Source organism: Rhodomicrobium sp., assembly GCF_047605405.1.
Taxonomy (GTDB): Bacteria; Pseudomonadota; Alphaproteobacteria; order Rhizobiales; family Rhodomicrobiaceae; genus Rhodomicrobium; species Rhodomicrobium lacus.
In genome coordinates this window covers 66,830-81,539 of record NZ_JASGFR010000007.1, presented here as the reverse complement: position 1 = coordinate 81,539, position 14,710 = coordinate 66,830, and the positions used below count along the sequence as shown (strand labels likewise).

The 14,710-nt window shown below is 64.1% G+C and carries 11 protein-coding genes; 7 read left to right on the top strand and 4 right to left on the bottom strand.

The annotated features are described in order from the left end of the window. Window positions 1-24: 24 nt before the first annotated feature. Window positions 25-429 carry a hypothetical protein gene (locus QM659_RS04710; RefSeq protein ID WP_415187556.1) on the bottom strand — a complete coding sequence of 135 codons (405 nt, stop codon included), beginning with the start codon at window positions 427-429 and terminating at the stop codon, window positions 25-27. 255 nt (window positions 430-684) lie between these two features. Between QM659_RS04710 and ykgO the strand changes: the two genes are divergently transcribed. From ykgO to hemW, 3 genes are all read left to right on the top strand, one after another. Beyond that, window positions 685-810, top strand: coding sequence for a type B 50S ribosomal protein L36 (ykgO, locus tag QM659_RS04705; RefSeq protein WP_127075245.1), 126 nt, complete (start codon window positions 685-687; stop codon window positions 808-810). 88 nt (window positions 811-898) lie between these two features. Further along, entirely contained in the window at window positions 899-1,522 is a 624-nt protein-coding gene (gene rdgB, locus QM659_RS04700) for an RdgB/HAM1 family non-canonical purine NTP pyrophosphatase (RefSeq protein ID WP_415187555.1), read from the top strand. Next, window positions 1,458-2,687 (top strand): radical SAM family heme chaperone HemW, encoded by a 1,230-nt coding sequence (hemW, locus tag QM659_RS04695; RefSeq protein WP_415187554.1) that lies wholly within the window; start codon window positions 1,458-1,460, stop codon window positions 2,685-2,687. Before rdgB ends, hemW begins: the two co-directional genes overlap by 65 nt. Before the next feature lie 22 nt (window positions 2,688-2,709). Here hemW and QM659_RS04690 read toward each other — a convergent pair whose 3' ends face one another. Next, window positions 2,710-3,921 carry a penicillin-binding protein activator gene (locus tag QM659_RS04690; RefSeq protein ID WP_415187553.1) on the bottom strand — a complete coding sequence of 404 codons (1,212 nt, stop codon included), beginning with the start codon at window positions 3,919-3,921 and terminating at the stop codon, window positions 2,710-2,712. A 129-nt stretch (window positions 3,922-4,050) separates the two neighbouring features. On the opposite strand from QM659_RS04690, the gene rsmI reads away from it, so the two are divergent. The 4 genes from rsmI to QM659_RS04670 all read left to right on the top strand — a co-directional run bounded on the left by rsmI (window position 4,051) and on the right by QM659_RS04670 (window position 8,007). Further along, entirely contained in the window at window positions 4,051-5,016 is a 966-nt protein-coding gene (rsmI, locus tag QM659_RS04685; RefSeq protein ID WP_415187552.1) for a 16S rRNA (cytidine(1402)-2'-O)-methyltransferase, read from the top strand. Beyond that, a complete protein-coding gene (locus QM659_RS04680) occupies window positions 5,013-5,387 on the top strand; it encodes a YraN family protein (protein ID WP_415187551.1) in 375 nt (124 codons plus the stop codon). The genes rsmI and QM659_RS04680 overlap by 4 nt, the downstream gene beginning before the upstream one ends. Before the next feature lie 51 nt (window positions 5,388-5,438). Continuing rightward, a complete protein-coding gene (gene gshB / locus QM659_RS04675) occupies window positions 5,439-6,395 on the top strand; it encodes a glutathione synthase (RefSeq protein ID WP_303487758.1) in 957 nt (318 codons plus the stop codon). 73 nt (window positions 6,396-6,468) lie between these two features. Then, the gene (locus QM659_RS04670) at window positions 6,469-8,007 is read left to right on the top strand and encodes a YifB family Mg chelatase-like AAA ATPase (RefSeq protein WP_415187550.1); all 1,539 of its coding nucleotides are present in this window, start codon (window positions 6,469-6,471) and stop codon (window positions 8,005-8,007) included. 161 nt (window positions 8,008-8,168) lie between these two features. On the opposite strand, the gene QM659_RS04665 is transcribed toward QM659_RS04670, so the two are convergent. Both QM659_RS04665 and gltB read right to left on the bottom strand, forming a co-directional pair. Beyond that, on the bottom strand, window positions 8,169-9,590 hold the full coding sequence (locus QM659_RS04665; RefSeq protein ID WP_415187549.1) for a glutamate synthase subunit beta: 1,422 nt from the start codon (window positions 9,588-9,590) through the stop codon (window positions 8,169-8,171). A gap of 251 nt (window positions 9,591-9,841) precedes the next feature. Continuing rightward, window positions 9,842-14,548: a glutamate synthase large subunit gene (gene gltB, locus QM659_RS04660; protein WP_415187548.1), complete on the bottom strand. Its 4,707-nt coding sequence runs from the start codon at window positions 14,546-14,548 to the stop codon at window positions 9,842-9,844. Window positions 14,549-14,710 lie beyond the last annotated feature (162 nt).

The window sequence follows — 14,710 nt, the reverse complement described above, 5'->3', positions numbered from 1 at the left end:
GGTAAAGAACGTTACGCCGGTAGCCTATCGCGTGCAGGCGTTGCCCTTGACGGAGATGACCCGGACGCTCCATCCGCTGTCCGGGGCGGCGTCGACATGCGCGCCGTTGAACGCAAGGAAGGGATTTCTCACCACATACCGGGTGATACCCGCCGCCGGACCGAGGCCCGCACCGGGAAGCTGCGCGCCTTCGCCGCCATATGAGGATCTGAGTCCCTCATTTTGAAACGCCGGGAGCGCGGTTGGGCACGGAGTGATGGCGGCGTTCGCGCCCGAGCCTATGGCAACGTGTTGCAGAAGCCCGCCGTCGACGGAACGCACCCCGGGAATCGAATGCGCCGGGAAGGCAAGAGCGACCGGCGCGGTTGCCGCTCCGGCAATCAGGCTGATGGCAAGGACACGAAAATGGATCATACGCATAGAATTCACGCAAAATCTTCACTGAACGCTTAAACGACCGGCCAACGCGGGTTCTTTTTTTGGCGCTTTCGCGGCCTTTTGCCGGTTACACGGGCGCTTCTCCTATTGTCCAACGCCGGAGAGGGGTTGGAAAGCGTAAAAAAGCATGCTAGCAAAAGCCTTCGACAGCGCATTTCGTCTTCGCGCGTTCGTAAACCTCAACCTTATTGGCTTGCGCTTGCCACCGGCCTGATGGCGACTGAGTGGAGCGCTTGGAATTTGACCATGAAGATCAAGAATTCAATCAAGACGCTTCGCACGCGCCATCGCGACAATCGCGTCGTTCGCCGCCGTGGCCGCCTCTATATCATCAACAAGAAGGTCCGCCGCTACAAGGCTCGCCAGGGTTGATCGGCCTCCGCCCGATGGTTTTCCGCGCGCGCTTCGGCTGCCGCGCGAAAGCTGTCTCTTGCCTCGACGCAACGAGGAGGGCGGTTCGTTGACCAGCCTCACGCTGAAACACGGCGATTGCCTCGTCATCGCGACGCACAACAAGGGCAAGGTCCGCGAGTTCGAAGACCTGTGCGCGCCGATAGGCGTGAGCGTGGTCTCGTCGGCGGCGCTTGGCTTGCCGGAGCCGGAAGAGACGGGCACGACCTTCGCGGAAAACGCGAGCCTGAAGGCTGTGGCGACCGCTGTCGCGACGGGCAAGATTGCGCTCGCCGACGATTCGGGGCTGGCCGTCGACGCGCTTGACGGAGCGCCTGGCATCTATTCGGCGCGCTGGGCGGGCGAGTCTCGCGATTTCGGGGCTGCCATGAGGAAGGTCGAGGCCGAGCTTGTCGCTCGCGGCGCGACCGCGCCCGAAGCACGCCGCGCGCGCTTCGTTTGCGTCCTCTGTCTTGCCAATCCGGCGGGCGAGGTCCAATTCTTCGAGGGAACCGTCGCGGGCCATCTTGTGTGGCCGCCGCGCGGAACGAACGGTTTCGGCTACGATCCCATGTTCGTCGCCGATGGCCGCGATCTGACCTTCGGCGAAATGGACCCGGCCGCGAAACATGCGATCTCCCACCGCGCCAACGCTTTTGCCGCTTTCAAGGCCGCCCTCGTCTCCCCGCTCTGAGGCGCGCGCCGCCGAGCCGCTTGCGGTCTACGTTCACTGGCCTTTCTGCGAAAAGAAATGCCCGTACTGCGATTTCAATTCCCACGCCGCCCGCAGCATCGATGAAGCCCGCTGGCTTGCCGCAATCCTGCGCGAGCTTGAGACTTATGCGGACGAAACCGCCGGTCAACCGGTCGCGAGCGTCTTTTTCGGCGGCGGCACGCCATCGCTGATGCAGGCGCGAACGGCCGGCACGGTGCTCGACCGCATCGCGGCGCTGTGGCCGGTCTCCGAAAGCTGCGAAATCACCCTCGAAGCGAACCCGTCGAGCGTCGAGGCGAGCCGCTTCGCGGGCTATCGCGCGGCGGGGGTGAACCGCATTTCGCTCGGCATCCAGTCTCTCGACGATGGGGCGCTGAAAGCGCTTGGCCGTATCCACGACGCCGCCGAAGCGCGCGCCGCGCTAAGCATCGCCGCCCGCACCTTCGATCGCATGAGCTTTGACCTGATCTACGCGCGCCCCGGCCAGACGCTCGACGCCTGGCGCACCGAGCTGGCGGAGGCGTCTTCCTTCGCGCGGGGCCATCTCTCGCTCTACCAGCTCACCGTCGAACCCGAGACGGCTTTCTTCGCGCTGCAACGCCGTGGACGGCTGCGCCTTCCCGAGGCGGAACTCGCGGCCGAGTTCTATGCGCTCACGCAGGAGCTTTGCGAGGCGGCGGGGCTTCGCGCCTATGAAGTCTCCAACCACGCGGCGCCCGGCGAGGAAAGCCGCCACAACCTCGCTTATTGGCGCTATCGCGATTATCTCGGCGTGGGGCCCGGCGCGCACGGGCGATATTGCGGGGCGTCAGGGCGCAAGATCGCCACGGCGGCGCTGAAGTCGCCGCTCGCATGGGCGGAGAAAGTGGAAGCGTTGGGGCATGGCCGCGAGGAGCATGTCGAGCTTTCAGCCCGCGATGAAGCCGAAGAGGCGGTGCTGATGGGGCTTCGCCTCAGCGAGGGCCTAGACGCCCGCCGAATGGAGGCGCGTACCGGGTTTCGCCCCGCCGCATCCGTGATCGAGATGCTCGAAGGCGAGGCGCTGATTGTGCGCGGCGATGGCCGCATCATCACAACGGCGGCGGGCCGCCTCGTGCTGAACGCCGTGGTCGAGGCCGTCGCGTCGAGCCTCGAAACGATTTGAGCCGTCTCCCGTTCAGCGGCTGCTAATACTGCGCAACGGCGGTCCCGAAGCTTGCAGGCGCGGGATCGATGGTCTGGTTGCCGGTCGAGCGCACTTCCATGATCGCGAAGCCGCGTTCGGCTGTGCCGTCCGCGCGAAGACGGAACAGCCCGTCGACGCCGTTGAAGCCGCTGGCGCGCATCAGCTCGGAGGACGCGAAGCGCCGCTCGGGTGGGTTATTGGAGAGCGAGATCGCGAGGCTGACGGCGTCATAAGAAAGGCTTGCGAGCCGCGGCGGCATCTCCCCATAGGTTTCGGAATAGCGGCGCGTGAAATCCTCCCAGCCCTTCGGATCGGGCGCGGGGAACCATCCGCCCTGCAAGGCGGCCTCCTTGCCGACGCCGACATAATCCCAGCCCGAAAGGCCGATCATCTTCACCGCCTGCGTATCCATCTCGTAATAGGGGAAAAGCGGCGCGAGCGAAGGCAGTGTGTCGCCGCCCGCGGGCACAAAGATCGCATCGACCTGCGGCGCGGCGCCCTTCTTCGCAAGCGGCGCAAGGTCTTTCACCGAGGCCAGCATGCCGTTCGCTTCGGGCGGGAAAGACTTCGTCAGCACGACCTGGCCGCCATTCGCCTGCACGGCGCGGTTGAACGCCTGCTCGACGATACGGCCATAGTCGTTTTGCGGGAACAAGGCGGCGAAGCGCTTCTTTCCGTTCGCGGCGGCGTAGGACACCATGCGCGGCACGTCGCTGCCCGCGACGAAGCTGAGGAGATAGACGCCGTTTCCGGCAACGTTGCGGTCGCTCGAAAAGGCGAGCACCGGCACACGGGCGGCTTGGGCCACGGGCGCAACTGCTGTCACCTCGTTGGCGAACAGCGGGCCAATGATGAGTTCGGCGCCGTCCCTGATGGCCTCATCCGCCGCCCGGCGCGCACCGTCCGGCGTTCCCCGCGTATCCTTGGGAATGAGCTGGACATTCGGCTTGTCGAAATCGAAGAGCGCGAGTTCGCCCGCCTGCTTCATGGCCTTGGCGACCTGCTGCGCGTTCACGTTGCCCGTGAGCGGCAGAAGCAGCGCCACCTTCACCGTGCCGCCCGCCGGTGCGCCGCGCGGCGGCGTGGAGGTTGCAAGACTGCCGCTCCCGGTGCCGCCGACCGAGCAGGCGGCGAGCCCCAGGCACATGATCAGAAAAGCGAATCCGAGAAAGATGCGGGATCGCGCGAAGGCGTGTTCACTCGTTAGTTTCATCGGGATCGAATATCAGCTTTCCGTTGACCTGCGCCGGTTATGGAGGCAAGACCACCTTGTTACGAGTCGCGTCTGACGCGAAGCGCTTCGAGCACGCTTACCGTGTTCGGCAACTGTGGCTGATTGGTGATGACGAAGCGACGGGCGCCGAAAATTCCACAAACCGATGCAGTCGGCGACGAGACATCGACAATCGGGCAGGAACGCGCTGCGGCGCTTCTGGCCGCGGTGTCGCGGCAGTTCGACAGGCTGGACGCCTCCCCTCTCGATCCCGGGCTCTACCTCGTTTCGACACCCATCGGCAACCTTTCCGATATCTCGATCCGCGCTCTCTTCGTGCTGACATCCGCCGACCGGGTCTACTGCGAAGACACACGCCACAGCCGGAAGCTGTTTTCAGCGTTCGATATCGGCCGCAAGCTCGAAACCTATCACGACTTTTCAGGCGAGGCGGACCGCGAGCGCATAATGAACGCGCTGCGCGAGGGAAAGGCGATCGCGCTCATCTCGGACGCCGGTACGCCGCTCATCGCCGACCCCGGCTACAAGCTCGTGCGCGATGCAGCCGCCGAGGGTATACGCGTCTTTCCGGTGCCGGGCGCATCGGCGATCCTGTCGGCGCTCGTGGCGAGCGGCCTGCCGACCGACCGCTTCTTCTTCGGCGGTTTTCTGCCGCCGAAGGACGGCGCGCGGCTGGATGTTCTCGAAGCCGTGCGAACGGTGCCGGGGACACTCGTCTTCTATGAAACGCCCTCCCGCATCGGAGCCGCGCTCGCCGCAATCGAAACCGTCTATCCGGAAAGGACGCTTGCGGTCGCCCGCGAGCTGACGAAGCTGCATGAGACGATCATGAAGGGCACCGCGCGCGAGCTGGCGGCATCCTTCGAGGTCGATCCGCCCCAGGGCGAAATCGTACTCCTCATCGCTCCCGGCGAAGCCGCGACCGCAACCGAAGCCGACATCGAAAGCGCGCTTCGCGCCGCCTTGAAGACGGCGAGGCTCAAGGAAGCTGTTGAAGACGTATCGAAAGGGCTTGGGGTCGCAAGGAAAACGGTCTACAACTTGGCATTGAAGATCAAGGGTGAGGCGTCATGATCGCAGCCAGCCATGCCAGGGGTGCGCCAACCTCCTACAAGATCGGCGTCGCCGCAGAAACACGCGCGAAGCAGCTTCTCGAGGCGAAGAGCTATCGAATTATCGCGGAGCGTTACAAGACCAAGGGCGGCGAGATCGACCTCGTGGCCCAGCGCGGGGATCATCTCGCTTTCGTGGAAGTGAAGTGCCGCCGCACGCAGGATGAAGCGGCCTATGCGGTGCTGCCTCGACAGCAGGCGCGGATTGCGACCGCCGCTGAAGTTTTTCTCGGAGAGAACCCGGGGCTTTCTCATGACTCCGCCAGTTTCGACGTCATTCTGGTGAGCCCGACGCAGGGCCTTTCGCATATCGAGCAAGCCTTTCTTGCCTAAATCGTCCCTGCCCTTTAAGTCTCCTCCGAACCCTCTTTCAGCGAGGACCGGATGCGTCTGAAAACCGGGGTCCAGATGGACCCGATCGAGAAAATCAACATCAGGGGCGATTCGACTTTCGCGCTCCTTCTCGAAGCGCAGAACCGCCATCACTCCATCTTTTATTATACGCCGGATCGACTCGTGCTGCGCGAAGGCCGCGCCTTTGCCGAAGGGCATGAACTGCGCGTGCACGATATCGAGGGCGCGCATTTCGAACTCGGCCCAAGGCAGAAGCTTGCGCTCGACGAACTCGACGTGATCCACCTTAGGCAAGACCCGCCGTTCGACATGGCGTACATCACGACAACGCACATCCTCGACAGCGTCCATCCGAAGACGCTCGTGGTGAACGACCCGACAAGCGTCCGCAACGCGCCGGAAAAGCTGTTCGTCACGCAGTTCCCCGACCTCATGCCGCCCACCCTCATCGCGCGCACGCTCGACGATGTCACGGCGTTCCGGGAAGAGTTCGGAGACATCATCGTCAAGCCGCTTTACGGCAATGGCGGCGCGGCGGTGTTCCGGATCAAGCCGGATGACACGAACACGGGCTCGCTCGTGGAGCTGTTCCAGACGGTGTTCCGCGAACCTTTCGTCGTGCAGCGCTACCTTCCCGACGTGCGGGCGGGCGACAAGCGCATCATCCTCGTCGACGGCGAGCCGGTGGGCGCAATCAACCGCGTGCCGGCGGCCAACGAAACGCGCTCCAACATGCATGTGGGCGGCCGTCCCGAAGCGACCGAGCTGACGCCGCGCGAGCGCGATATCTGCGCCGCCATCGGCCCTGAACTGAAAAGGCGCGGTCTCATTTTCGTCGGCATCGACGTCATCGGCGATTATCTCACCGAGATCAACGTCACGTCTCCAACCGGCATCCGCGAGGTGAAACGCTTCGGCGGAGCCGACATCGCGGCGCTGATATGGGATGTTGTGGAAGAAAAGGTTTGTTCCGCTAAAGTTCCTTGAATGTTCTTGATTTCGTAAATTCTGGCGATAATATCCATTCCACTTGTTGAAGGTAGGCGAGTGGGTGGCGTAAATGTTCGCGCAAGTTTCGACCGTAACGTTCGAGGGCATCGACGCGAAACGGGTCGATGTCCAGGTGCTGATCGCGCCGGGTCTCCCTTCTTTTTCCATCGTTGGCCTACCCGATAAGTCTGTGGGTGAAAGCCGCGAGCGGGTTCGTGCAGCCCTGACCGCCATCGGTCTCGGCCTGCCGGCGAAGCGCATTACCGTCAATCTCGCGCCCGCCGACATGCCAAAGGAGGGCACGCATTACGATCTGCCAATCGCGCTCGGTGTGATGGCTGCGGCCGGCGCTATTCCGGGTGACCTGCTGAAAGATTTCATCGTTATCGGCGAACTCGGCCTCGACGGCTCCCTCGGCCCGATCGCAGGCGCGTTACCGGCGGCTTTCGGCGCGAGCGGCCTCGACAAGGGACTGATCTGCCCCGCCGCCTCCGGCCCCGAAGCCGCATGGGCGTCGGCAGACATGCCCATCGTCGCCCCCGCGCATCTGACGCAACTTGTTAATCATCTCAAGGGCACCTCCGCGCTCGCGCGGCCAAGACCCTATCTCGAACGTGGCGCCGGCTCCTCCTCCGACCTGAAGGACGTGAGAGGGCAGGAGAGCGCCAAACGAGCGCTGGAGGTTGCGGCTGCTGGCGGACATCATATGCTGATGATCGGCCCCCCGGGCGCGGGCAAATCCATGCTGGCGCAACGGCTGCCCGGCATTTTGCCGCCTCTCGAACCTCACGAACTCCTTGAGGTCGCGATGGTGCAGAGCATCGCGGGGACCATTGTCAACGGGGCGCTGACGGCGACCAGACCCTTCAGGGCACCCCATCACTCGGCGAGCATGGCCGCGCTGGTAGGCGGCGGTGCGAAGCCGAAGCCGGGAGAGGTCGCGCTCGCCCATCACGGCGTGCTCTTTCTTGACGAGTTGCCCGAATTTCCGCCGCATGTGCTCGATGCGCTCAGGCAACCCATCGAAAGCGGCGAGACGATCATTGCGCGCGTCAACCATCGCATTCGCTATCCGTCGCGCTTCCAGCTTGTGGCGGCAATGAACCCCTGCCGCTGCGGCCACGCATGGACGCCCGGAATGACGTGCAAGCTGGGGCCCCGTTGCGAGGAGAGCTACCGAGGGCGCATCTCCGGGCCGCTCTGGGACCGGATCGATATCCAGATTCCCGTTGCACCGGTCAAAGCCACCGACCTGGCCTTGCCGCCGGCACCGGAAGGAAGCCGGGAGGTCGCGGCGCGCGTGGCTGCGGCCCGCTCCATCCAGATCAAGCGCTATTCCATCATTGGCAATGACGCGATCGCGATAAACGGGGATTGTCCGGCGGCCCTGCTCGACGATTTTTGCGCCCTGAGCCGGGAGGGGCTTGCGCTGCTCGAGAAGGCTGCGGACGTGGCCGGTCTCTCCGCGCGCGGCTATCACCGCACGCTCAGGCTTGCCCGCACCGTTGCCGATCTCGATGCAAGCGCGGGCGTTCATGCAATTCACGTCGCCGAAGCGCTGAGCCTCAGGGGCGAGGTTGCCGCCGCTCGGCGAGCCGCGGCGGCTTGAAACGGCGTCGCAGTTTCCGGGAGGGCGACCGACAGATCGGAGCCGGATCCGATCGGGTTGAACCCGCCTCAAAACGTCAACAACGACCCTCTTACCGACCGGATTGTGATCCGATCAGATCGCCGCGAATGCCTCAACCGAGAGAGGCCCGGATCAACTCCCTATCGCGGCAGAAGCGTCGTTCCCATCAGCGCGAGATCGATCGCGTGCGCAGCCTGACGGCCCTCGCGGATCGCCCAGACGACAAGCGATTGCCCGCGCCGCATGTCGCCCGCCACGAAGACCTTCGGGCGCGACGTCGCGTAGTCGCGGTCGGTGGCCTTGACGTTACCGCGCCCGTCGAGCTCCACGCCGAGGTCGGCGAGCAGCCCTTCCTTGACAGGCGAAACGAAGCCCATGGCAAGCAGCACGAGGTCTGCATCGAGCACGAACTCGCTGCCGGGAACGGCCTTCATCTTTTCGTCGACGCGCACGCAATGAAGGCGCACGACCTCGCCCTTGTCGTTACCCTCGAAGCGGGTCGTCATCACGCTGAAGTCGCGGACGGCGCCTTCTTCCTGGCTCGAAGAGGTCCGCAACTTGAGCGGCCATTGCGGCCAGGTCAGATCCTTGTTTTCCTTGACCGGAGGCTTCGGCATGATTTCGATCTGCGTCACCGAGGCCGCGCCCTGCCGGATCGACGTGCCGATGCAGTCAGAGCCGGTGTCGCCGCCGCCGATCACCACAACGCGCTTTCCCGTGGCGAGTATCGGCTCGACATCGCCGAGCGGCTCGCCGGAAACGCGCCGGTTCTGCTGCGTGAGGAAGCTCATGGCAAACTCGACGCCCTTCAGTTCGCGCCCCGGCACCGGAAGATCGCGCGGGCGCTCGGAACCGCCAGCCAGCAGCACGGCGTCGAAGTCACGTTCGAGTTCAGCAACGGAAAGCGTCACGCCGACATGGACGCTGCAATGGAAGGTCACGCCCTCGCCCTGCATCTGCGCGACACGCCGCTCGATGACCTGCTTCTCAAGCTTGAAATCCGGGATGCCATAGCGCAGAAGCCCGCCCGGCATTGCGTTCTTTTCGTAGACATGCACATCGTGCCCTGCACGCGCAAGCTGCTGCGCGGCGGCAAGTCCCGAAGGGCCGGAGCCGACCACGGCAACGCGCTTGCCGGTCTTCACCTCGGCCGGTTCCGGCACGATGAAGCCCTCGTCAAACGCGCGGTCGGCGATCGCACACTCGATGCTCTTGATGGTCACGGGCACGTCGTCGATGTTGAGCGTGCAGGCAGCCTCGCAAGGCGCCGGGCAGATGCGCCCCGTCACGTCGGGGAAATTGTTCGTCGAATGGAGGTTTCTCGCCGCCGCTTCCCATTCGTCGTGATAGACGAGATCGTTCCAGTCCGGGATCTGGTTGTTGATCGGGCAGCCGCGATGACAATAGGGCACGCCGCAATCCATGCAGCGCGCGGCCTGGCGGCTTACGTCCTCGCTCGTCGGCGGCAGCACGAATTCGCGGAAATGCCGCGTGCGCTCCGCGACGGGTGCGTAATCGCGCTCTTCGCGCTCAATCTCAAGAAAACCGGTGATCTTTCCCATTGTCTTACCCGCGCTGCATGCTGTCGGCGCGCACGCGCCAGCCGTCTATCCTGTTGCCCGGCGTTGCCGCCGCCCCGTCGCAGACTTCCGTCGCCACCCGGCGCCGGCGCTGCGGTGATGAATTTCGGCTGCCTATGCGAAAACAGCCGAAATCCTGAAGTCCTGTGTCGTCGTCCGGCGATGAGGCCTTCGCGACAGTCTCGATCGTGCGAACGTACAGGCGGGCAACGCCAAGCGCCCGCTACGCGTTGCTAACCTGCGGCGGTCACGCCGATGGAGATCTCCGCCTGCTCAGGCGGCGTCGGCGCAACCTTAAGCCGCTTCTGGTTTTCGAGAGCCTTGCGATATTCGGTCGGCATCACCTTCACGAATTTCGGCAGGTACAAGGACCAGTTTTCGAGAATGGTCTTGGCGCGTTCGGACCCCGTATAACGGCGGTGGTTCTCGATGAGGCGGACGAGACGAAGTTCGTCGTCGAGCGTCATGTCCTGCATGAGATGCACGAAGTTGAAGCGCTCCAGCGTGTCGCCGCTCGCCTGGTTGAAGGGCGAAACGTCGCCGGGATCGATGGGCTCAAGCTCCACCATGGCCATGTTGCACCGCTTCGGGAACGAGCCATCCTCGTCGAGCACATAGGCGATGCCGCCCGACATGCCCGCCGCGAAATTGCGGCCCGTCTTGCCGAGAACCACTACGCAGCCGCCCGTCATATATTCGCAGCCGTGATCGCCGGTTCCTTCGACGACCGCCACCGCGCCCGAATTCCTCACCGCGAAACGCTCGCCCGCGACGCCACGGAAGTAGCACGAGCCGGAAATCGCGCCATACAGCACGGTATTGCCGACGATGATGCTTTCTTCCGGCACAACCGACGTGTTCGACGGCGGGCGAACGATCAGCTTGCCGCCCGAAAGCCCCTTGCCGACATAGTCGTTGCCCTCGCCTTCGAGATCGAGCGTCACCCCCTTCGCGACCCACGCGCCGAAGCTCTGCCCGGCCGTGCCCTTGAGCGAAATCCAGATGGTGTCTTCCGGCAGGCCCGCATATCCGTAAGCCTTGGCGACGCGGCCCGACAGCATCGCGCCCGTCGAGCGGTCGGCGCTCACGATCGGCACTTCGAGCTTGACGGCCTTGCCCTCTTCGAGCGCGGGTTTCGCAAGTTCGATCAGCTTCCGGTCGAGCACATGCGCAATCGGATGGTTCTGACGCTCGGTGTGATAGCTGGCGACACCCGCCGGAACTTCCGGCTTGTGGAACATCTTCGTAAAGTCGAGGCCCTGCGCCTTCCAGTGCTGGATCGCCCTCTCCTTGTCGAGCCAGTCTGTGCGGCCGACAAGCTCATTGAAGGAGCGGACGCCGAGCGCCGCCATGTATTCGCGCACCTCTTCCGCCACGAAGAAGAAATAGTTGATCACATGCTCCGGCGTGCCCTTGAAGCGCGCGCGAAGCACCGGATCCTGCGTGGCGACGCCCACGGGGCAGGTATTGAGATGACACTTGCGCATCATCACGCAGCCAGCCGCGATAAGCGGAGCGGTCGCGAAGCCGAACTCGTCCGCGCCGAGAAGCGCGCCCACGAGCACGTCGCGGCCCGTGCGGATGCCGCCATCGACTTGCAGCGCAATGCGGCCGCGCAAGCGGTTGAGCACCAGCGTCTGCTGCGTTTCGGCGAGGCCGATTTCCCACGGGCTGCCGCAATGCTTGATCGATGTCAGCGGGGACGCGCCCGTGCCGCCCTCGAAGCCCGCGATGGTGATGTGATCCGCGCGCGCCTTGGCGACACCCGCCGCAACCGTGCCCACGCCCACTTCGGAACCGAGCTTCACGCTGACGTCGGCTTCGGGGTTCACGTTCTTCAGGTCGAAGATAAGCTGCGCCAGATCCTCGATGGAGTAGATGTCATGGTGCGGCGGCGGCGAGATGAGGCCCACGCCCGCCGTCGAGTGGCGCACCTTCGCGATGGTTTCGTCCACCTTGTGGCCCGGAAGCTGGCCGCCTTCGCCCGGCTTCGCGCCCTGCACCACCTTGATCTGCATCATGTCGGAGTTGACGAGATATTCCGTCGTCACGCCGAAGCGGCCCGAGGCGACCTGCTTGATGGCCGAACGCATGCTGTCGCCGCTCGGGAGCGGCCTGAAGCGGTCGGCTTCCTCGCCGCCCTCGCCCGTGTTCGACTTGCCGCCGATGCGGTTCATCGCGATGGCGAGCGTGGTGTGCGCCTCACGGCTGATCGAGCCGAAGGACATCGCGCCCGTGGCAAAGCGCTTCACGATCTCGCTCGCCGGCTCAACTTCGTCGACCGGCACAGGCGCGCGCCCGAGTTCGGCCGCTTCCTTGATGCGGAACAGGCCGCGAATGGTCATCAGGCGCTCGGCCTGTTCGTTGAGGTTCTTCGCAAAAGAGCGATATTTCTCCGGCAAATTGCCGCGCACAGCGTGCTGAAGGTCGCCGACGGTGTCGGGCGTCCAGGCGTGATCCTCGCCGCGCACGCGATAGGCGTACTCGCCGCCGACATCGAGCGTGTCCTTGAGGACCGGCGCGTCGGAGAACGCAAGGCGGTGACGCTCGGCGGTTTCGCGCGCGATCTCTTCCAGCCCGACGCCCTCGATGGCTGTCTGCGTACCGGTGAAATACTTGTTCACGAAGTCAGAGCGAAGGCCAACGGCATCGAAGATCTGCGCGCCGCAATAGGACTGATAGGTGGAGATGCCCATCTTGGACATCACCTTCATCAGTCCCTTGCCGATGGCCTTCACATAGCGCTTCTCGGCTTCCTTCTTCGATATCGGCTTTGAAAGCTCGCCGAGCTTCGCCTCGATCGTTTCGAAGGCGAGATAAGGGTTGATGGCCTCCGCGCCGAAGCCCGCGAGCACCGCGAACTGATGGATCTCGTGCGCCTCGGCCGTTTCGACCACAAGGCCGACCGACGTGCGCAGGCCCTTGCGGATAAGGTGATGGTGCACCGCGCTCGTCGCGAGCAGGCTCGGGATCGGGATGCGGTCGGCGCTGGCTTCGCGGTCGGATACGATGATGATGTTCCAGCCCTGAAGGACTGAAGTCTCCGCGCGCTTGCACAGGAGGTCCAGCGCGCGCTCCATGCCCGGTGCGCCAAGGTCCGCGCCGTAGGTCGCGTCGAGCGTGACCGTGCGGAACGGCGTGTCGGGGTGATCCGCGATGTGACGGATGCGCTCCAGCTCTTCGTTCGTGAGGATCGGCTGCGAGACCTCAAGCCGCTTCAGCTTCCATGTGCCCTGAAGGTCGAGGATGTTCGGGCGCGGGCCGATGAACGACACGAGGCTCATCACCAATTCCTCGCGGATCGGGTCGATGGGCGGGTTCGTGACCTGCGCGAAGTTCTGCTTGAAATAGGTGTGGAGCAGCTTCGGTCGCGACGACAGCGCGGAGATGGGCGTGTCGGTGCCCATCGAGCCGATGGCTTCCTGTCCCGTCTCGATCATCGGCGCGAGCAGGAACTTCCAGCTTTCCTGCGTGTAGCCGAACGCCTGCTGACGGTCGAGCAGCGAAACGTTCGTCTTCGGCTGCGACGACGTAACGGCTGGCAGGCTTTCGACGCGCACCTGCCCGTGCTTCAGCCACTCCTGATACGGACGCATGCTGGCGAGTTCGGTCTTGATCTCGTCGTCGGAGATGATGCGGCCTTCGTCGAGGTCTATCAGCAGCATCTTGCCGGGTTGAAGCCGCCACTTGTGGACGATCTTCTCTTCCGGCACCTGCAGCGTGCCTGCCTCGGAAGCCAGAATGACGCGGTCGTCGGTCGTGACGACGTAACGGGCCGGGCGAAGGCCGTTGCGGTCGAGCGTCGCGCCGACCTGCCTGCCATCCGTGAACGCGATCGCTGCCGGGCCGTCCCACGGCTCCATGAGCGAGGCATGATATTCGTAAAAGGCGTGCCGCTTCTCGTCCATGAGGGTGTTGCCGCCCCAGGCTTCGGGAATCAGCAGCATCATGGCGTGCGCGAGGCTGTAGCCGCCCTGCGTCAGGAATTCGAGAGCGTTGTCGAAGCAGGCGGTGTCGGACTGGCCCTCATACGAAATCGGCCAGAGCTTCTGGATCTCGCCTCCGAACAGGGGCGACGAGACGCTCGCCTGCCGGGCCGCCATCCAGTTCACGTTGCCGCGCAGCGTGTTGATCTCGCCGTTGTGGCAGACCATGCGGTAAGGGTGCGCGAGCTTCCAGGACGGGAAGGTGTTGGTGGAGAAACGCTGATGCACGAGCGCGAGCGCTGACGCGAACAGCGGATGATGCAGGTCGTTGTAATATTCGCCGAGCTGATACGACAGGAACATGCCCTTGTAGACGATGGTCCGGCAGGAGCACGACACGGGATAGAAGTTGATGTCCGCACCGATTTCGGCACGCACGCGATTCGAGATGATGCGCCGCGCAACGTAGAGCGCGCGCTCGAAGGCGCTTTCGTCCGAGATGCAATGCGGGCGGCCGATGAAGACCTGCCGCTGGAACGGCTCGGTCGCGGTCACGATCTCCGGCAGCGACTCATTGTTGACCGGCACATCGCGCCAGCCGATGAACGGCAAGCCTTGCTCGGCGAGCACCGTCTCGACAACGGTTTCGCACTTCGCGCGAACCTCGGGGTTCTGCGGCATGAAGAGCTGGCCGACGCCGTAATATCCGGGCTCCGGCAGCTTGAAGCCGTGCCCTTCGCCTTCCGCGACGAAGAAATCGTGCGGGAGCTGCACGAGGATACCCGCGCCGTCGCCTGCGAGCGGGTCCGCGCCCACCGCGCCACGATGTTCGAGGTTGAGCAGGATCTTGAGCGCGTCCTGCACGATTGCGTGGCTCTTCACGCCCTTGATATTGGCGATGAGGCCGAGACCGCAGGCGTCGTGCTCGCGCGAGGGATGATAGAGCCCCTGCGGCTCGGGAAAGCCGTGGGCGGAATGGGAGCTGTTACAAGAAGGCATCGCGGTATCGGTCATGGCTCTAGGAATTCGCAAGGGATTTTTAATGAGGAGTCGGTTCTATATCGTTCGTCGGGCGCGCTATCGAACCGTACCGCGCGCGCGGCTTCTAGCGGCGATGTTTTCGCGTCGCGGTCTTTGCCGCTTCGCTACCGTATTTTCCGCTGTCAATGCCGCCCG